Raw genomic sequence first — 19,252 nt, forward strand, 5'->3', positions numbered from 1 at the left:
CTGAATATAAGTGTGATTGACAACGTTGTCCTACTGTAGCTATTCACGGCATGCAAGTCGCGACCAAAAAGGATCGCACACAGGGAGGGATGAAGAATGAAACTCCGCAATACGCTCTTGGCCGGGACCTCGGCCGTAACGGCCTTGATCGCCGCCACCGCCGTGCAGGCCCAGACCGCTCAGGCCCCGGCAGACAACATCCAAATCGAGGAAATCACGGTCACCGCCACCAAGCGTGAGACCAACCTGCAGGACACCCCGATCGCCATTACGGCGTTTGGCCAAGGCTCGCTCGACCGCCAGCAGGTAAAGGATGTCACCGATCTGGCCAAGTTCGTGCCCAGCATGGCCATCAACCAGCAAGGCGACCAGGGCGCGATCCTGGTGACCATGCGCGGCATCGGCAACGATAACGCCTACACCGAAGTTGCCGACCCCGAGGTCGCCATCTATGTGGACGGCATCTATTCGCCGCGCGCCCAGGGCGCCGCGGTGCTGATGTACGACATGGACGCCGTCGAAGTGCTGCGCGGCCCGCAAGGCACGCTGTTTGGCCGCAACGCCACGGTCGGCGCGATCAGCCTACGCACGGCCAGGCCGACGACGGACGACTATTACGGCAGCGCCGAACTGGTGGCCGGTTCGTACAACCGCCTGGGCGCCCGCTTCTCGGTCAACATGCCGTTGTCGGACACCTTCGCCATCCGCATCGCCGGCATCACCGAGCGCCACGACGGCTATGCCGACTACCAGCAGCCCCCGGCCGGCAACGGCATCAACCCCGCCGCCTTCGTCACCACCGGCAAGAAGTATTACGCCCAGGACCAGCGCTCGCTGCGCGTCAGCGCCCTGTGGAAGGCCACCGACAAGCTGACGTGGAGCGTCAATGTCGAGGGCTATCAGGACACCGGCGCGCCGGTCATCGGCCTGATGCAGACCCCGCGCGCTGGCCAGAAGAAGTGGTCGACGCTCAGTGACACCGCCCCCGAGAGCGATCGCTATTCCTACGGCATCCGTAGCCAGCTGGACTATGCGGTCACCGACGACATCGGCCTGACCTACATCACCGGCTGGCAACGGGTGGGTGGCGGCGCCAACAGCGACGCCGACGCCGGCGCCTTGCCGCCGACCAGCGCCACCACTCCGGGCGGCGCCTTCAACGAGAACCGCACCGTCTGGTCGCGCAACGACGCCTACAGCCACGAAGTCCAGTTGAAGTCGACCGGCGACGATCGGGCCGTCGACTGGATCCTGGGCGGCTATTACAGCCACGAAGACAACTCGATCCGCTTCGACATCGACCAGCGCAACGGCTATCGCGACGGCACCTTCGCCTGGGCCGGCAGCTTCATCCAGGCCGCCCGCACCATCGAGTCCAAGGCCGCCTTCACTCAGGCTGTCTGGCACGCCACCGACCGCATCCGCGTCACCGGCGGCCTTCGCTATACCAAGGACACCAAGCAAGACGTCGGCGGCCGCAACGTGATGTTCGACGGCTGCCCCGACCCGGCCGGCAGCTTCTCGTGCACCTTCGGGACCTATGGCCACGGCATCTTCGCCGTCGGCCGCAGTCTGACCGCCGCCCAGCTGCTGACGCTGCTGCCGGGCTACGCGATCTCGCCCAACGATGTGAAGGGCAGCTGGAGCAAGCTGACCTGGCTGGCCCGCGCCGACGCCGATCTGACCGACGACGTGCTGGTCTATGCCTCGGTCGGCACCGGCTTCAAGTCGGGCAACATCCAGGACGGCGGCAAGCTGACCAACCCGGAAACCCTGACCAACTACGAAGTGGGTTCGAAGATCCGCTTCCTGGACGGCCGAGCCACGCTGAATCTCGCAGCCTACTACGCGGACTTCAAAGGCTATCAGGTCAACCAGGCGGTCACGACCCGCAACCCGGACGGCTCAGTGAAGTCCTCGCAACTGGTGACCCAAAACGCCAAGGGCGCGACGGCGTACGGCTTCGAAGCCGAACTAACCGCCAACCTGACCGCCGTCGACCGCCTGCAGTTTTCCGCCTCGCTCCAAAAGACCGAGATGGACGACCTGCAGAGCATCGACGCCCGCCTCTATGCCAACAACGACCCCACCAAGCTGGTCAATGTGAAGGGCAACGAACTTGCCCACGCGCCGCGCTTCTCGGGCACGGTCTCGTACGAGCATGTGTTCGAGCTGAGCAACGGCGGGCGGATCACCCCGCGCCTGAGCACCCACATCGAAAGCAAGAGCTGGCTGTCCTACTTCAATCAGGGCGCCGCCGACCAGCAGAAGGGCTATACGCGCTCCGACCTGGTGGTGCGCTACGAGCCGCCGGAAGATCCGTGGTCGCTCGAAGGGTTTGTCCAGAACATTGAGGACAAGAACATCAAGTCCGGGGCCGGCGCCTTCGGGGGGCCGTCCACCCCGGTATGGCTGTCGGTTTATCAACCCCCGCGCACCTGGGGCTTCCGCGTCCGCGCGAAGTTCTAGGCTCGCATGGGACCGGCCCGCCGCCTCCGGCGGTGGGCCGGTCCATCGAAGTTTCTTGAGCGTTCCACCTCCCAGACTGACGCTCTCCCGGGTGGCGGCTATTCCCCTGACGCCGCCCGGGCTTTTCTTTGTTTTCCCGACTCGGGGTCCAGTCCCTCCCTGAGCAATCTTTGAGGGATCATCCCTTCATGGCAGGCAACCGCATCGTCATCGTCGGCGGCGGCACGGCGGGCTGGCTGACGGCCGCCTTCCTGGCCAAGGCGCTGGGCGCGAACCGTCCAGGCGGCGCCAGCATCACCCTGGTCGAGTCGCCGGACATCGGCATCATCGGCGTGGGCGAGGGCACGTTTCCCACCATCCGCGCGACGCTCGCCACGCTGGGGGTCAGCGAGGCGCGGTTCCTGCGAGAAAGCTCGGCCACCTTCAAGCAGGGGGTACTATTCCGCGACTGGGAACGGCGTTCATCGGACGGCAAGGCTTCCGAATACTTTCACCCGTTCAACGTGCCGGTCCAACCGGGCGGGCGTGATCTGTCGCCCTACTGGCTGCTGGACCGCCGGGCGGGATCGACCGTCCCCTTCGCTGAGGCGGTGACCAATCAGATCCAGGTCGTCGCCCATGGCCTGGGCCCCAAGCGGCTGGAGGACCCCGACTTCCAGGGTCCGATGAACTACGCCTACCATTTCGACGCCGTCCGCTTTGCCGACTTCCTGCGCGGTGTGGCCAAGGACCTGGGCGTCGTCCACCTGACCGGCAAGGTCGAGACGGTGCAACGCGACGGCGAGACCGGCGACATCGCCTCGGTCACGGCCGGCGAACTGGGCGTCATCGAGGGCGACCTGTTCATCGACTGTTCGGGCTTCCGCGCCCTGCTGATCGGCGAGACCCTGGGCGTGCCGTTCAAGCGCTGCGACGACGTGCTGTTCAACGATCGCGCCCTGGCCGTGCAGGTCCCCTACGCCACGCCGGACGCGCCGATCGCGCCCTACACCCTGGCCGCCGCTCACGAGGCGGGTTGGACCTGGGACATCGGCCTGGAGAACCGCCGGGGCGTCGGCTACGTGTTTTCCAGCCGGCACAGCGACGAGGCGCGGGCCGAAGAGGTGCTGCGGGCCTATGTCGGCAAAGAGGCCGACCCTCTGCCGGTGCGGTTGCTGAAGTTCCAGACCGGCTATCGCGAGACCCAGTGGGTCGGCAACTGCGTGGCCGTGGGCCTGTCGGCGGGCTTCTTCGAGCCGCTGGAATCCACCGGCATCATGCTGATCGAGGCCGCCGCGATGATGATCGCCGACACCTTCCCGCTGAAGGGCAGGGCGGCGATGGAAGGCGCGGCGCGCAACTTCAGCAGCGCCATGAGTGGCCGCTTCGAGCGGATCGTCGCCTTCCTCAAGCTGCACTACTGTCTGTCCAAGCGCGAAGAGCCCTATTGGCGCGACAACGCCGACCCGGCCTCGTGGCCTCAAGGTCTGCGCGACATGCTGGCCCAGTGGGCGCACCGGCCCGTCTCGCGCTTCGACTTCGTTGTCGATCTGGAGACCTTCCTGCCGGCCAGCTACCAGTTCATCCTCTACGGCATGAACGCCGCGACCGATTTCTCGCCGGTCGACGGGCGATATCCGGATGGCGTGCTGGCGCGGCAGACCTTCGAAAAGGTGGCGGCGGCCTCGACCGAGGCGCTGAAGCACCTGCCGGTCCATCGCAAGCTGGTCGAGGCTTACTACGCGCGATGACTGGTCCGGCTGGGGACAGGCGTATGCGCCTGTCCCCATGCGCTATACCCGCTCGATGATGATCGCCGGGGCCATGCCGCCCGCCGCGCACATCGTCACCAGGCCGCGCTTCAGGCCCCGCCGCTCCAGCTCGTCCAGCATCGTGCCGATCAGGATCGACCCGGTCGCGCCGATCGGATGGCCCAGCGCCATCGCCCCGCCATTGACATTGACCTTGTCGCGGTCGAGCCGCAGGTCGCGGATAAACTTCTCGGCCACCACGGCGAAGGCCTCGTTGATCTCCCACAGGTCGATGTCGTCAACCGTCAGTCCGGCCTTGGCCAGCACCTTGCGGGCGGCGGGAACCGGGGCGTTGAGCATCAGGGTCGGGCTGTCGCCGATATTGGCCATGGCGATCACGCGGCCGCGCGGCTTCAGGCCGTGGGCGGCGGCATAGGACGGCGAGGCCAGCAGCACCGCCGCCGCGCCATCGACCACACCCGAGGAATTGCCGGCGTGGTGCACATGGTTGATCTTGAGGTCCGGATAGACCTGGTGGATCAGCCCGCCCAGGGTGGTCCCCGCCTCGTCGATCGGCACGCCGGCCATCATCTCGAACGAGGCCTTCAGCGATGACAGGCCCTCGATCGTGGTCTCGGGGCGAGGGAACTCCTCACGGTCCAGGGCCACCGAGCCGTCGTCGCGATAGACCGGCACCAGCGACTTGTCGAAATGGCCGTGGCGGATCGCGTGGTCGGCGCGCTGCTGGCTCAGCAGGGCCAACTCGTCCAGCGCCCGGCGGTCGATGCCTTCCAGGGTGGCGATGGCGTCGGCGCAGACCCCCTGGTGGGTCTGGGGATGGCGGGCCCGCAGGCGCAGATTGCCGGAGTCCAGCAGGCCCACCGAGGTCCGATCCGCAGTGGCGGTGTAGGACATCATTTCCGTGCCGCCAGCGATCACCAGGTCTTCCATGCCCGACATGATCGAGGCCGCGGCCAGGTTCACCGTGGTGATGCCCGAGCCGCAGAACCGGTCCAGGGTCATGCCGCTGGCCCGCACGTCGTAGCCGGCGTCCAGAGCGGCCATCCGGCCCATGTCGCCGCCCTGCTTGCCGCGCTGGGTGCTCGTGCCCCAGATGATGTCATCGACCTCAGCGGTGTTCAGCGCGTTCCGCTCGGCCAGGGCCTTCAGCACAGTGGCGGCCAGGTGCTGGGGATGGTGGTCGGCCAACGCTCCCTTGCCAACCTTGCCGATGCCGCGCGGCGTGCGGCAGGCGTCGATGATCAGGGCCTCGGGCATAGCGGCGTTCCTCCCAGAACGGTTGCCTAAAACGGCATTGAACCGACCTGAGCGCCGGCGCCCTTGGGTCAGTCTAGCGGTTTTCGCTCGGTGGAGGCGCGGCCGGGGCGACCGGAACGGGCGCGATCGGAGGCGAGGGGTCGGCCGGCGCGGCGGGGCTGGCAGGATCGGCGGGCGCGGGCTCGCCAGGGACGGCCGGGTCGAGCGTAACCTCGGGCGCGATCTCCAGGGTCGGGTCCTCGGGATTGAGTGGCACCAGGCTTTCGTCGATCACCGGCGCCGCGCGAACGCCGCGACCCACGGCGTAGCTGGCCAGTTCCTTCCAGATCTTGGCCGGCATGCCGCCGCCGACCACGCCGTTCATCGGGCTGTTGTCGTCATTGCCGACCCAAACGCCGATCACCAGGTCGCCGACATAGCCGACGAACAGGGCGTCGCGATAGCTCTGGCTGGTGCCGGTCTTGCCGAACGCGCCGGGGATCGCCGCCTCGATGCCGGTGCCGCGCTGGGTGGCCGAGCGCAGCAGGTCACGCATACCAACCAGCTCGGCCTTGGTCAGGGGATGAACCTTGGCCGGCTTGCGCCAGTCGGCCAGACCGTGCGGAACCACCGGCGTCTCGCCGGCCGCGATGGCCGCATAGGCCGCCGTCAGCCGCACCAGGCTCATCGGGCCGGTGCCCAGGGCCAGGGTCAGGTCGTCGGGGATCGGGTCGGTGACGCCGAGGTCGCGGGCGGTGCGGACGATGCTGTCTCGACCAACCTGCTTGGCCAGACGCACTGCGGCGACGTTGGAAGACGCGGCGAAGGCGGTGATCAGCGGCACCTCGCGGCCGGCGTACTTGCTCTCGTGGTTCTTGGGCGTCCAGCCGCTGACGATGACAGGCGCGTCGAGGATCGGGCTGGTCGGGGTCATGCCCTGGCGCAGGGCGGTCAGGTAGACGAACAGCTTGAAGGCCGAGCCGGGCGGACGATCGCCGTCGGCGCGGTTGAACTGGCTGGCCTTGTAGTCGCGGCCGCCGACCATGGCGACCACCCGGCCGTCGGTGCGCATGGCGACGATCGCCCCTTGGCTGACGTTCAGCCCCTTGCCGTCGCGGTCCAGCGCGGAGCGCAGCACCTTCTCGGCCTTGGCCTGCAGGTCGCGGTCCAGGGTGGTGCGCACCACGGTCTCGCCATAGGTGTTTTCGAACACCGCCTTGGCCTGGGGGAACACCCAGTCGGCGAAGTAGGAGCCCGTAGGCAGCTTGGGGCGGCCGCCGTCCACATGGATGTCGCGGACGGCCTGGGCGGCCTGGGCGGGGGTGATGGTCCCGGTGTCGACCATGGCGGCCAGCACCACGCGCATCCGGGCCTTGGCGCCGTCGAAATTCTCGGTCGGGGCCAGGCGCGAGGGGGCCTTGACCATGCCGGCCAGCATCGCCGCCTCGCCGACCGACAGGGTCTCGGGTGTCTTGTCGAAATAGTGCCGGGCCGCGGCGCGCAGGCCAAAGGCGCCGTCGCCGAAATAGATCGACGACAGGTAGCGCGACAAGATCTCATTCTTAGATAACCGGGCTTCCAGATAGAGCGCGATCAGCACCTCCTGGGCCTTGCGGCGCAGGCTGCGCTGGTTGGACAGGAAGGCGTTCTTGGCCAGCTGCTGGGTGATGGTCGAGCCGCCTTCGGACACGCCGCCCGCCTTGGCGTTGGAGCGCATGGCGCGGGCGATGCCCTTGGGATCGACGCCTATGTGCTTGTAGAAGCGCCGGTCCTCGATCGAGACAAAGGCCCCGGGCACATAGGCCGGCAGATTGGCGACCACTACGGGGGCTTCCTTGTAGGACCCGCGCCGGGCGATGGCCGTGCCGTCGGTGGCTTCCAGGATCAGGGTAGGGTTGGCCAGCGGCTCGAGGGCGCGGCCCAGGGGCAGGGACCACAGCAGCGAGGCGATCACCGAGATCACCAGCAGCACGACGGCGCCAGCTCCGACCTGCCAGGCGCGGCGCCGCCACAGCGCCGGCTTGCGGGGGACTGGCGCCGGGGCGGTATCGGAAGTGACGGAGGCTTGCGGCGCTTCGGCGGTTTCCGGGTCAGCGGGCGCCGGCTCAGGTTCAACAACCGCCGGCGCGAGTTGGACGGTGTCCAGCGTCTCCGGTTCGACCGCGGAGATGGGCGCGGCGACGGGCCTTGGCTTGCGGAGGCGCCTGGGCTTGGCGGGGGCGGCCTTGATGGTCTCCGGAGCCGGCTCGGCTGCGGTCACCGGCGCGGGCGCGGCCGTGGGTTTGCGCACGCGTTTCGGCTTCGGCGTGGCGCCCTCGGGCGAGACGGCTCGCGGGGCGATCTTGGGCTCGTCGGAAGGATCGGACATGCGATTCGCAGGCTGGCGGGCCAGGGGCCCGCGTGAGGATGCTGGTCCTTAGCACAGGCGCGGGCGGAGCCAACGCCGCGCGGAACGTCTCGCGTTCTGTTTGAGGCAAACGTGCCGTCGCCTGGCGGTATCCCTTGTCGCGCGCGCCGGTCGATCCCAGATCTGGAGTCCTAAAGGAGATCGAGTTGAGCTCACCATTCCAAGGTTACGAGGTCGAGGCCCGGCTGCGTCCCACCGCCGACGGCCATGCGTTCGACCTGGATAGCGCGCTGTCCGCCGTCGTGGCGCTGGAGGCGCGCGTGCCGGCCGACGCCTTCACCGCCGGCATTCTGGGCACGGAGCGCCTGGGCAATGGCGTGGTGGTTGGACCCAGCGGCCTGGTGCTGACCATGGCCTATCTGATCACCGAGGCCGAGACTGTCACCCTTACGCTCAACGACGGCCGGCGCGTCGCGGCCCACGTCCTGGGTCTCGACAACCAGACGGGACTGGGCCTCGTCCAGGCGCTGGAGCCGCTAGACCTGCCGGTGCTGCCGCTCGGCTCGTCGCAGGGGCTGAAGGCCGGCAGCGCCGTCGTGGTGGCCGGGGCCGGCGGACGCGCCCATGCCGCAGCGGGACGCGTGCTCGCCCGCATGCCGTTCGCGGGCTATTGGGAATATCTGCTCGACGACGCCATCATGACCGAGCCGGCCCACCCGCACTGGAGTGGCGCGGCCCTGATCGACGCCGCCGGAAAGCTGGTGGGGCTCGGCTCGTTGAGCCTGGAAGGCCGCACGTCCAGCGGCGCGCCCCGGCCCATGAACATGTTCGTGCCGGCCGAGTTGCTGCCGCCCATCCTCGACGATCTGGCGCGGGGCAAGCCGGGCCATCCGCCGCGTCCGTGGCTGGGTGTGCTGGCCCAGGAGTCTGGCGCGCATGTCGTGCTGGTGGGCGTCGTTCCCGGCGGTCCGGCCTCGCGCGCCGAGCTGCGGGCGGGCGATCTCATTCTGGCGGTGGCGGGCGAGCCGGTCGACGACCTGGCCGAATTTTACACGCAGCTCTGGGCGCAAGGCCCGCCGGGCGCCGTGATCCCTCTGCGCATCCTGCGCGAGCAGGACGTCTTCGAGGTCGAGATCCGCTCGGCCGATCGCAGCGCCCTGCTGAAGAAGCGCCGGTTCAACTAGCGGCTGGCGATGTGTTGAGGATCTGTAGGGATCTGGTGTGGTCGGGGTCCAGACCTGAGAGGTCTGGACCCCGATGGTGCCACGACTGGGACTCGAACCCAGGACCTCAGCCTTACCAAGGATGCGCTCTACCACTGAGCTACCGCGGCGAAGAGGAGCGGCGTATAGCGAACCAAACGCGGTTGGCAAAGCCAAAATCGTGTTGACCAATCGTCGCGGCGCTTTCACCTGTGGAAACATGAGCCACAACCCCAAGCCTCACACCAAGCCCATTGGGGAAAAGGCGGCGCGCGAGGCGCGGCTGGCTCAGGCGCTACGGACCAATCTTCGCCGCAGGAAGGTCGCCCCCGCGCCGGCCGCCAAGCCGGAACCAGCTCTTGAACAGACCGGCGAGCCGTCCGACTGAGGGGGAACGGTGAGGAATCGGCGCCGCCCCTTGCGCGGGGCTTTGCAACCGCTAGAACCTCTTCTTCACAGATGACCGCGCGGCGCTCCCCCTCGAATAGCCGCGCGATGAGGGACTTTCATTGGATCGTATCGCCATCATCGGCGGCGCGCAGCTGAACGGGATCATCCCGGTCAGCGGCGCCAAGAACTCGGCCATCAAGCTGATGGCGGCCAGCCTGCTCACGTCCGAGCCGCTGCGCCTGACCAACATGCCGCGCCTGGCCGACACCAGGTTCCTGGGCAAGCTGCTGACCCGCCTGGGCGCCCAGGTCGAAGAGCGCGAAGGGCCTGATGGTTCGGAGACGGTGCTGCAAGCGCCCGAGATCACCAGCGGTTTCGCGCCCTATGAGCTGGTCCGGCAGATGCGCGCCTCGTTCAATGTGCTGGGCCCGCTGATCGCCCGCACCGGCCAGGCCAAGGTCAGCCTGCCCGGCGGTTGCACCATCGGCGCGCGTCCCGTCGACCTGCACCTGCAGGCGCTTGAGGCCCTGGGCGCCAAGATCGACCTGCATGAAGGCTATGTCTATGCCCAGGCCCCGCGCGGCCTGAAGGGCGCCGAGATCACCTTCCCGTTCGTCTCGGTGGGCGCCACCGAGCACGCCATGCTGGCCGCCGTGCTGGCCGACGGCGTCACCACCATCAGGAACGCCGCCTGCGAGCCCGAACTGCTGGACCTGCAGATCTGCCTCAACGCCATGGGCGCCAAGGTGGAGGGCGGGGGGACCCCGACCATCACCATCACCGGGGTCGCCAAGCTGCACGGCGCGACCCACTCGGTGATCCCCGATCGCATCGAGATGGGCACCTATGCCGTGGCGGCGGCCATGGCCGGCGGCGAGGTTCAGCTGACTCGCGCTCGCCCCGAACTGATCGACAGCCTGCTGGTCAAGCTGGAAGAGGCCGGCTGCGGCGTCGTTCGCACCGAGGACGGGGTGATCATCAAGCGCAACGGCCACCGCCTGGAAGCCGTCGACCTGGAAACCCAGCCCTATCCGGGCTTCGCCACCGACCTGCAGGCCCAGTTCATGGCCCTGATGACCACGGCCAAGGGCGAGAGCCGGATCCGCGAGACCATCTTCGAGAACCGCTTCATGCACGCCCCCGAACTGATGCGCCTGGGGGCCGACATCTCGGTGGCCGGGGGCGAGGCCCGGGTGCGCGGCGTGGCCCAGCTGGAAGGCGCCGAGGTCATGGCCACCGACCTGCGCGCCTCGGTCAGCCTGGTGATCGCCGGCCTTGTGGCGCGCGGCGAGACCACGGTCAGCCGCATCTACCATCTGGATCGCGGCTTCGAGCGGCTGGAAGAAAAGTTGGGCGCCTGCGGGGCTCAGGTGCGCCGCATCACGGGCGATGCCGAGGGCGATGACCATGAGTGACGCCGTTACGCCGTTACGCCTGCTGGCCCAGGACGCCGACGATCTGGCGGTGATCTCCGCCGCCCTGCAGGACGCCATCGCCAAGATCGGCGACATCCGCTGGGACGCTTCGGCGCGGACGCTGACCCTGGCCTGCAACCGCTTTCGCTGGGAATCGAGCGCCAAGAAGGGTGAGCGCGTGCGTTCCGCCCTCCAGCTTGGCGACGTCACTGGCGTCCAGGCCCGCAAGCTGCGCCGCGACGCCAAGTCGGCGGTGGTCGAACTGCTGTCCATCGCCTTCGAGGCGGGCGAAGCGCCGGGTGGCACCGTGCTGCTGACCTTCGCCGGCGGCGGCGACCTGCGCGTCACCGTCGATTGCCTGGACGTGGTGTTGGCGGATGTGTCCGAGCCTTGGGCGACGTCTCGGAAGCCGGGGCACGCGGAGTAGGAATCACCGTGCGAGTTGATCGCGATACCGCTTGGCGAATTCGGAAGATCGGCTTGTGCGCGATCCTGGTGGTCGCGGCGGCGGGATTGGTTTGGGCCATGGAGACGTGGCGGCCGGTCCTGGAACCGGCGGTCAAGATCTTGGACGCCTTCGCGATGCGTGGCCGACTTGCCTACGAGCCCTTCCATTATCGCCTCTGGGAGGTCGTAACGATCGGATCCACGGCGGCCGTCGTCGGCTTGGGGATCTGGAGCCTTTTTGGCCAGAATCCCGACCCTCTGCTTGACGCTCATTTGCAGGCCAAGCTGGACACACAAGCGCGGGAGCACGCGCGAAGGGTGGGTGACTAAACTACTGCTTCGCCTGACTAAGCCGCCGCCAGCGGCTTGATCGCCTTCAACGCATCGCGCGTCTCGATCGCGGCCTTGGACAGGTCGTGGGCGTTTTGGAGGTTGATCCAGAACTGGGCGGACGTGCCGAACACCTTGCCCAGGCGCAGCGCCGTATCGGCGGTGACGGGCTGCTTCTCGCGGATCAGCCGCTCGATCCGGGTGCGGTCCTTCAGGCCCATGGCGCGAGCCAAGGCGCCGGCCGTCAGTTTGAAAGCCGGCAGATAGTCTTCGCGCAGATGCTCACCCGGATGGGGCGCCGGGCTGACGAAGTCCTCGAAATCAAGTGTGCGCATGGCGGCTTTGGCCAATCTGACGAAGGTTTGCTCACCAAGATAGCCGACAGGTCAGGTCCAGTCTCCCGTGCCTCCCAAGCGAACTTCCCCTAGAGAGTGGGAACGTGCCATGGATTCGCGCTTGTTTCGACGGAGACCGACTTGACCGAAGAGACCTCCCGCAAGCGCATCCAGCTGCGTTGGCTGACCCTGGCCGAGATCGTCGGCGTGGGGGCCTTGGTGATCGCCGGCCTGGGCTTCTGGGACTCGCACCGCGAACGCGAACGCGATGAGCGCGACCGGGTCGCCGCCGTCAGCGAGCGGCGGGCCGAGGCCAAGGCCCAGGCTCGGAAGCTGACCTTCGTGATGACCGGCGCGGTGGCCGACAAGGGCGAGACGGTGCGTCTGAACTCGGTCAATTCCGAGCAGGTGATCCAGACCCAGACGATCTGGTTTCCCGCCGAGCTGCGCAGCGATAGCGTCGAGACCACCGGCAATCCGCGCCTGGAGGCCGGCTGGATCGAGAACGGCCTGCGCAAGCATGCCGGCAAGGCCAGGACCGGTCGCGTGCCGGTCGGCGTGCTGACGGTGTTCATCGAGGATGGCCAGACCAAGACCGACCGCGCCGTCTATCAACTGGGCTACAGCCTGCACGACCGCACCCTGCGCGCCGACAAGGTGGAGCTGGAAGGGCTCTCGCTGGCTCGGCGCAACGTCTCTGGAGATCTGCAAGCGGCCGCTGGCAGTCTCTGGTCAGCGCGCTAACCTCGTAATTGGCGCCGCGCCCCGCATGGCGCCCGGCCAGGCGCGTGCTTAAATCGCGTCAGGGAGCGGCCCGCGATGCGCGAGCGCCGCCATCAAGGAAGCCGACATGGTCATCTTCAGCGTGCTCTATCCGGCGACGCCCGGCGCCAGCTTCGACCAGGCCTATTATGACGCCACCCACATCCCACTGGTGAAGGACGCCTTCGGATCCTCCGGTCTGAAGGACGTTCAGGTGTTCGTCGGCGTCTCGGCGCCCGACGGTGGTCCCGCGCCCTTCGTGGCCATGGCGCACCTTGCCTTCGAGGACGCCGCCGCGATGCAGGCCTCGCTGGCCGGTCCGCGCGGCGGCGAGGTCATGGCCGACGTCGCCAACTTCACCACGATCGCGCCGATCGCCCAGGTCAGCACACGGGATTGAGATGGCCCGGCGCGATCATGGTTAACGCAGCCTTAACCATGATCGCGCCCTTTGACCTTGGGTTCAGGAGCGCCGTGCTTCGTGATTGCGCGGCGATCGGTTCGAGGGCGTCATGGTCAGCAGCATCACCACCGGCTACGCGACCAATCCCTACGCTGCGGCCGCTGCCGGGACGACAGCCACTAAGGCAACCGCCGCCGACACCGCCAGCACATCCGCAGCCAAGACCAGCGGCTCCAGCGTCAATGTCACCCTGTCGGCGGAAGCCCAGGCCGCCTTGGCCGCCCAAACCGACAGCCGCACCATCGACACCGTGGTTGCCTCGGCCCGCACGGCGCTCGACAAGCTGCTGTCCGACGCCAAGGCGACCAGCGCCCTGAAGGACGGCAAGGCGACGATCAGCCTGGCGGGCCTGGACCGCCGCAGCCTCTACGCCATCGCCAGCAACAAGGGCGGTAAGTTCCCGATCGAGGAGCAGGTGGTGGCGACCCTGCAGATGAAGGCCACGCGGGACGCGTCGCTGTCGGCCCCGGCCTCGGCCATGCGGGTGACCGGAGACCATGCCGGGCTCTACAAGGCGGCCCTGGCCAATCTCGAGGCCGCCGGGCCCGAGGAAAAGGCCATGGGACAGTGGGCCAAGGACAAGGCCGCCCTCACCGAGGGGCTCCAGCAGGCGACCGACAAGCCGGGCGTGGCCCCCAGCGGCATCGACGGCGACCCCGTCGCGGCCTATCTGAAGGACACCGGCGGCGTGGTCGCCAGCCCCCGCACCCGCGACATCAAGGCGGTCGCCTCCGACGTCCGCTCGGTGCTCGACAAGCAATATGCCGCGGCGACGGGCGACGGCATGGCGACCGATCCCGACGACGGAACGATCGACTTCTCCAAGTTCGACAACCGCTCCCTGGCCGCCGTGGCGCTGAACAAGGGCGCCCAGTTCTCCGAGCACGAGGTCGCCCAGGCCGCCGCCGAGGTGAAGACCCGCAACCGCGACAGCATCTCCAGCAGCTACAAGAGCACCAAGGGCTCCGACAACTCGGCCTTCGGCAAGAGCCTGATCACCCAATACACGGCGATGAGCGACGAGGAGCGGCAGGCGGCGGGTTGGACTCCGGCGCTTTATGACAAGATGGTCGCGCTGCAGAACCTGTCGGACAAGCTGGCCTCGCTGTTCAATCCCGACGGCAGCGTGAATACGGGCGGGACGAGTTTGCTGGATTATCTCTAAGCTCCTCCCCCCTGTGGGGGAGGAGGCCCGAAGGGCCGGAGGGGGGAGTGGCCGGCGGTGCTCGACGCGTGGCATCTTTTCTCATCCTGCTCCCCCCACCGTCGCCGACACCGCCCCAGAGGGGGAGGAGTTGAGCAATTGGCCTTAGACCCGCCGTGGCGGTGGGCTAGAACAATCCCAACGCCCTTCCGAACACGGAAATCGCCCTATCATGCCCTCGATCAACATAACCAGTCGCGCCGCCCTGTTGGCGCTGCTCCTGTCCGGCGCCGCCGCGACCGCTGTCATGGCCGCCACGCCCGCCGTTCAGCCGCCCATCCCGGCGGTCCTCAAGTCGCCCGAGGCGCGCGACGTCCACTCCTACGCACAGCCCCTGGTCGCCCGCGTCACCCACATCGACCTGGACCTGACCGCCGACTTCGCCAACCAGAAGATGACCGGCACGGCCGCCCTCGACATCGCCGCCGCGCCAGGCGCGAAGGAAGTCGTGCTCGACAGCAAGGGCCTGGTGATCAAGGGCGTCACCGACGCCAAGGGCGCGGCCTTGCCTTTCACCCTGGGAAAGACCGACCCCATCCTCGGCGCGCCGCTGACCGTCCAACTGAACGGCGCCAAGCGCATCGTCATCGCTTACGACAGCGCCCCCGGCGGCGCGGCATTGCAGTGGCTGACCCCGGCCCAGACGGCGGGCAAGGCCAAGCCCTATCTGTTCAGCCAGGGCGAGGCGATCCTCAACCGCACCTGGATTCCCACCCAGGACAGCCCCGGCGTCCGCCAGACCTGGACTGCCCGCATCGTGGCGCCGGCCGGCCTAAAGGCGGTGATGAGCGCGCAGATGCTGACTCCGAACGGTGAGCCCCTAGCCGGCAAACTTGGCGCCGGCGGCGGCCGCGCCTACCGCTTCCGGATGGACAAACCTGTCGCCTCCTACCTGATCGCCCTGGCGGTCGGCGACATCGCCTTCACACCGCTGGGCCAGCGCACCGGCGTCTATACCGAGCCGTCGGTGATGAAGAAGACCGCCTACGAACTGGTCGATGTCGAGAAGATGGTCGAGGCGGCCGAGAGCCTCTACGGCCCCTATGCCTGGGGTCGCTACGACCTGCTGGTGCTGCCGCCGTCGTTCCCGTTCGGCGGCATGGAAAACCCCCGCCTGACCTTCGCCACGCCCACGATCATCGCCGGCGACCGCTCGCTGGTCAGCCTGGTGGCCCACGAACTGGCCCATTCATGGTCGGGCAACTTGGTGAACAACGCCACTTGGTCGGACTTCTGGCTCAACGAAGGCTTCACCGACTATTTCGAGAACCGGATCATGGAGAAGCTCTACGGTCCGGAGCGCGCCAATATGCTGGCCGACCTGGGCTGGAGCGACCTGCAGGGCGCGATCAAGGACGCCGGCGGCCTGACCGGCGCCGACACCCGCCTGCACCTCGACCTGGCCGGTCGCGATCCCGACGACGGCATGACCGACATCGCCTACCAGAAGGGCGCGACCTTCCTGCGGACCATCGAAAAGGCCGTCGGCCGCGCGCGATGGGACGCCTATCTCAAGAACTATTTCGCCCGCCACGCCTTCCAGTCGCAGACCACGGCCGGCTTCGTCGCCGACCTGCGCGCCAGCCTGATCAAGGGCGATCCCAAGCTGGAAGCCGCGATCGGCATCGACCAGTGGGTCTATCAGGTGGGTCTGCCGGACAACGCCGTGCACATCAAGTCGGCGGCCTTCCCGGCGGTCGACGCCCTGGCCGCCGCCTACGCCACCGGCGGCCCCGCGCCGCTCGACAAATGGAAGGGCTGGAGCACGCCCGAGCGCACCCGCTTCATCACCAGCCTGCCGCGCGCCTTGTCGAAGGAACGCCTGGCCGATCTGGACAAGGCCTTCGGTCTATCGGCCCAGGGTAACAGCGAGATCCGCTTTGTCTGGCTGGAGCTGGCCGTCGCCAACCGCTACGACCCGGCCGTGCCGTCGCTGCAGACCTTCCTCACCGAGCAGGGCCGCCGCAAGTTCGTGGCGCCTCTGTTAAGGACCTGATGGCCCAGGGCGACTGGGGCCAGCCCATCGCCAAGGCGCTCTACGCCAAGACCCGGCCGCTCTATCACGCCGTCACTCGGCAGACGGTGGACACCATCGTCAAATAGGTCGTTTCAGAAATTCGCGCGTTTTCGATCGTTAGGCGTCATTTCGACGACAAAAACGCGCATTTCTGCGCCGCTTTAGGCGGAATGCACACGAAAACTCGCGCTTTTGGCGAGTTTTCGTGTTAATCCGGTTTTCGCGCTTCCGTCAGAGGGGCGGGAAACTTAGGGAGTTAACGCCATGGCTGACGCCGTGTTCGCGACGCGCGTCCGTGCGCGTCCAGTGTTCTTCAACAAGTGCGATATCAACAAGCCCGAGGCCGCCGAGCTTCGGCATGCCGGCCCCTGCATCCAGTGGGGCCGGATGGGGCTGGTCGCCATGGTCCTGATGTTCGGGGCCGGACTGGCGACCCTGGCCTATGCGGGCATGGCCTGAGCTCCTCCGAATCCTTACCACGATTTGAGTTTGCGCGTGACGCCCATCGTCCCCTGACCCATGCTCGCCCCTTCGACCTGATCGCGGGGGCGACATTGGATCAGAGCACGGACAACAGCCTGTGGAATGCCGACCTGGCGCCGACCACGCCGGAGCAACGCACCTGGCGCGCGCGGCACTTCGCGGCCCTGTGGCTGGGCATGGTCATCGCCGTGCCGGCCTACATGCTGGCCGGAGGCCTGATCGAGCAGGGTTTGTCGGCCGTCCAGGCGGTGTGGGCCGTGCTGCTGGGTAATCTGGTGGTGCTGGCGCCGATGCTGCTGATCGGCCATGCCGGGGCGCGCTGGGGCGTGCCCTATGCGGTGCTGGCGAGGGCCTCGTTCGGCTGGGGCGGCGCGCGGGTCCCAGCCCTGGCGCGGGCGATTGTCGCCTGCGGCTGGTACGGCATCCAGACCTGGATCGGCGGCGGGGCGCTGTTGACCCTGCTGGGTGTGATGGTCGGCAAGAGCCTGGTCGGGCCGATTGTCCCCGTCCTGGGCATCGGCCTGGGCCAGCTGCTGGCCTTCGCCGCCTTCTGGCTGATGCAGCTCTTGTTCGTCACCAAGGGGCTGGAAGCGGTGCGCAAGCTGGAAACCTGGACCGCCCCGGTCAAGGTCGTGGTCTGCGGCCTGCTGGTCTGGTGGGCGCTGAGCAAGGCCGGCGGCCTGGGGCCGATCCTGCACGAACCCAGCGCATACGATCCCGGCGGCGCGAAAGCCGGCCGGTTCTGGCGTGACTTTGGCCCCATCGTCACCGCCATGAGCGGCTATTGGGGCACCCTGGCCCTGAACATCCCCGACTTCACCCGCTTCGCCCGCACGCAGCGCGATCAGGTGGTCGGCCAGGTCGCTGGCCTGCCCGGGCCCATGGCCCTGATGGCGACGATGAGCGTGGTGGTCACCTCGGCCACGGTGCTGATCTTCGGCAAGGCGATCTGGGACCCGGTGGCCCTGGCCGGCGACATCGGCGGCGTCGCGGTGCTGGTCGGCCTGCTGATCATCAGCCTCGACACCGTCTCCTGCAACATCGCCGCCAATCTGGTCGGCCCGGCCTATGACTTCTCGACCCTGTGGCCGAGCAGGATCAGCTACCGCACCGGCGGCTACATCACCGCCGCCATCGGCGCCCTGATCATGCCGTGGAAACTGCTGGAGAGCACGCAGGGCTACATCTTCGTGTGGCTGACCGGCTATGGCGCGCTGCTGGGGCCGATCGCGGGGATCCTGATCGTCGACTACTGGCTGCTGCGGGCTACCAAGCTCGACATCGCGGCGCTGTACGACCGGACGGGGCGCTATACCTATTTCAAAGGCTGGAACCTGGCGGCGGTGGCGGGCTTCGTGCTCGGTGTCTTGCCGAACCTGCCGGGCTTCCTGAAGGCGGCCGGTTTGCCGGCGGCGGCGGGAGTCGGGGGGCTTTGGACGGGGCTCTACGACTATGCGTGGTTCGTCGGGGCGGGGATCGCGGCGGGGGTTTACTGGGCGGCGATGCGGGTTGGTGGTGGGGCGAAGGTCGATGGATGATAAGCAGGCCCAACCTCTTATCCGCGCGAAGGTGACAAATGACTTCGTTGACTACCCGCACAACGACTTGGCGAACGCTGCGTGGTTTTTCCGCGAGCGATTGACAAAAGCCTTTGAAAGCAAAGAACACAGCGACGGCATCTTCGTTGATATGATGGCATTAGTGACGATGATCGCATTCGCCTTAGAGGGTTACGCCAACTTCATTGGTCAGCGGGTTATCGAAAGGCAAACCGGTAAGGAAAAGGCTCAGGAAGTCTGGGCTGTTTTTGAGCGCAAATCTGTTGTTTGCAAGATCAAGGCGATCAAGAAGATGATCGACATCGATATTGACTGGAACAAGCGTCCTTACAGCACGATCGGGGATTTGTTCGAACTTCGCAATATGTTTGCTCACCCAAAGGCACATAGAGCTAAGGAGCGTGAAAAGATACTCGTCGGTACGGACGGCGAACTGAAGCAGATGCTTCGCGACTTTAAGCCTGAGTATGAACAGCGGCTGACTTGGGATTTCGCGAACGCTGCATACGAGGACATCGACTTAATTTGGAATGGGCTCCTGAAAGCGGCAGAGATCGAGCTCCACGAAACGTGGAGTGGCGGGCTTCAGGGAATAGAGCTGATCGAGGTCTTGAATCCGCAAGATAATTAGAGACCCGATGGGCGAACGGGAAGCCTTCGGTATGGCCCGCATCCGCCCCGGATGCGGCCACGCCTTTAAGCCTTGGTGGATCGGCGCTCTGGCGTCTGACGATGTCAAGGACCGCCTCTGGCGGCCGCGTGGCGGCGGCGCTCCGCGCCGTCCTTGACACCGTCAAACCCCCCACCCAGCACGCCAACAAGGTTTGAAGGCGCCGCCGCCC

16 protein-coding genes, 1 tRNA gene and 1 pseudogene are annotated in these 19,252 nt (G+C 67.2%); 14 read left to right on the top strand and 4 right to left on the bottom strand.

All coding sequences use genetic code 11. From position 1 onward, the window contains the following. Positions 1-96: 96 nt before the first annotated feature. Both ACP7AG_RS17405 and ACP7AG_RS17410 read left to right on the top strand, forming a co-directional pair. Positions 97-2,469 (top strand): TonB-dependent receptor, encoded by a 2,373-nt coding sequence (locus ACP7AG_RS17405; protein ID WP_426032365.1) that lies wholly within the window; start codon positions 97-99, stop codon positions 2,467-2,469. Positions 2,470-2,657: 188 nt separating this feature from the next. Continuing rightward, complete coding sequence (locus ACP7AG_RS17410) at positions 2,658-4,199, top strand: tryptophan halogenase family protein (RefSeq protein ID WP_426032367.1); 1,542 nt, start codon at positions 2,658-2,660, stop codon at positions 4,197-4,199. Positions 4,200-4,241: 42 nt separating this feature from the next. Here ACP7AG_RS17410 and ACP7AG_RS17415 read toward each other — a convergent pair whose 3' ends face one another. Both ACP7AG_RS17415 and ACP7AG_RS17420 read right to left on the bottom strand, forming a co-directional pair. Next, positions 4,242-5,477 (bottom strand): acetyl-CoA C-acetyltransferase, encoded by a 1,236-nt coding sequence (locus ACP7AG_RS17415; RefSeq protein ID WP_426032369.1) that lies wholly within the window; start codon positions 5,475-5,477, stop codon positions 4,242-4,244. Positions 5,478-5,550: 73 nt separating this feature from the next. After that, positions 5,551-7,824 (bottom strand): transglycosylase domain-containing protein, encoded by a 2,274-nt coding sequence (locus ACP7AG_RS17420; protein WP_426032371.1) that lies wholly within the window; start codon positions 7,822-7,824, stop codon positions 5,551-5,553. Positions 7,825-8,009: 185 nt separating this feature from the next. On the opposite strand from ACP7AG_RS17420, the gene ACP7AG_RS17425 reads away from it, so the two are divergent. Beyond that, complete coding sequence (locus ACP7AG_RS17425; RefSeq protein WP_426032373.1) at positions 8,010-8,987, top strand: S1C family serine protease; 978 nt, start codon at positions 8,010-8,012, stop codon at positions 8,985-8,987. 74 nt (positions 8,988-9,061) lie between these two features. On the opposite strand, the gene ACP7AG_RS17430 is transcribed toward ACP7AG_RS17425, so the two are convergent. Further along, positions 9,062-9,136 (bottom strand) — tRNA-Thr (locus ACP7AG_RS17430). Between the two features lie 89 nt (positions 9,137-9,225). On the opposite strand from ACP7AG_RS17430, the gene ACP7AG_RS17435 reads away from it, so the two are divergent. The 4 genes from ACP7AG_RS17435 (at position 9,226) to ACP7AG_RS17450 (ending at position 11,587) form a co-directional block, all read left to right on the top strand. After that, positions 9,226-9,393, top strand: coding sequence for a hypothetical protein (locus ACP7AG_RS17435; protein ID WP_426012890.1), 168 nt, complete (start codon positions 9,226-9,228; stop codon positions 9,391-9,393). Positions 9,394-9,514: 121 nt separating this feature from the next. After that, a complete protein-coding gene (murA, locus tag ACP7AG_RS17440) occupies positions 9,515-10,810 on the top strand; it encodes a UDP-N-acetylglucosamine 1-carboxyvinyltransferase (RefSeq protein ID WP_426032375.1) in 1,296 nt (431 codons plus the stop codon). Beyond that, complete coding sequence (locus tag ACP7AG_RS17445) at positions 10,803-11,237, top strand: DUF2948 family protein (protein WP_426032377.1); 435 nt, start codon at positions 10,803-10,805, stop codon at positions 11,235-11,237. Before murA ends, ACP7AG_RS17445 begins: the two co-directional genes overlap by 8 nt. Positions 11,238-11,290: 53 nt before the next feature. Beyond that, positions 11,291-11,587: a hypothetical protein gene (locus ACP7AG_RS17450; RefSeq protein ID WP_426032379.1), complete on the top strand. Its 297-nt coding sequence runs from the start codon at positions 11,291-11,293 to the stop codon at positions 11,585-11,587. A 17-nt stretch (positions 11,588-11,604) separates the two neighbouring features. Here ACP7AG_RS17450 and ACP7AG_RS17455 read toward each other — a convergent pair whose 3' ends face one another. Continuing rightward, positions 11,605-11,922 carry a HigA family addiction module antitoxin gene (locus ACP7AG_RS17455; RefSeq protein ID WP_426032381.1) on the bottom strand — a complete coding sequence of 106 codons (318 nt, stop codon included), beginning with the start codon at positions 11,920-11,922 and terminating at the stop codon, positions 11,605-11,607. A gap of 141 nt (positions 11,923-12,063) precedes the next feature. Here ACP7AG_RS17455 and ACP7AG_RS17460 point away from each other — a divergent pair, with 141 nt between their 5' ends. From ACP7AG_RS17460 to ACP7AG_RS17490, 7 genes and pseudogenes are all read left to right on the top strand, one after another. Continuing rightward, the gene (locus ACP7AG_RS17460) at positions 12,064-12,666 is read left to right on the top strand and encodes a hypothetical protein (protein ID WP_426012883.1); all 603 of its coding nucleotides are present in this window, start codon (positions 12,064-12,066) and stop codon (positions 12,664-12,666) included. A gap of 106 nt (positions 12,667-12,772) precedes the next feature. Continuing rightward, positions 12,773-13,084 carry an EthD family reductase gene (locus ACP7AG_RS17465; RefSeq protein ID WP_426032383.1) on the top strand — a complete coding sequence of 104 codons (312 nt, stop codon included), beginning with the start codon at positions 12,773-12,775 and terminating at the stop codon, positions 13,082-13,084. A 112-nt stretch (positions 13,085-13,196) separates the two neighbouring features. Then, positions 13,197-14,312: a hypothetical protein gene (locus tag ACP7AG_RS17470; RefSeq protein ID WP_426032393.1), complete on the top strand. Its 1,116-nt coding sequence runs from the start codon at positions 13,197-13,199 to the stop codon at positions 14,310-14,312. 211 nt (positions 14,313-14,523) lie between these two features. Further along, positions 14,524-16,454 (top strand): annotated as a pseudogene (locus ACP7AG_RS17475) (M1 family metallopeptidase). 178 nt (positions 16,455-16,632) lie between these two features. Then, the gene (locus tag ACP7AG_RS17480; protein WP_426032385.1) at positions 16,633-16,827 is read left to right on the top strand and encodes a hypothetical protein; all 195 of its coding nucleotides are present in this window, start codon (positions 16,633-16,635) and stop codon (positions 16,825-16,827) included. 95 nt (positions 16,828-16,922) lie between these two features. After that, positions 16,923-18,389, top strand: coding sequence for an NCS1 family nucleobase:cation symporter-1 (locus ACP7AG_RS17485; RefSeq protein ID WP_426032387.1), 1,467 nt, complete (start codon positions 16,923-16,925; stop codon positions 18,387-18,389). Next, positions 18,382-19,041, top strand: a complete 660-nt coding sequence (locus ACP7AG_RS17490) for a hypothetical protein (RefSeq protein ID WP_426032389.1) — start codon at positions 18,382-18,384, stop codon at positions 19,039-19,041. Before ACP7AG_RS17485 ends, ACP7AG_RS17490 begins: the two co-directional genes overlap by 8 nt. Positions 19,042-19,252 lie beyond the last annotated feature (211 nt).

Source organism: Caulobacter sp. DWP3-1-3b2, assembly GCF_049896325.1.
Taxonomy (GTDB): domain Bacteria; phylum Pseudomonadota; class Alphaproteobacteria; order Caulobacterales; family Caulobacteraceae; genus Caulobacter.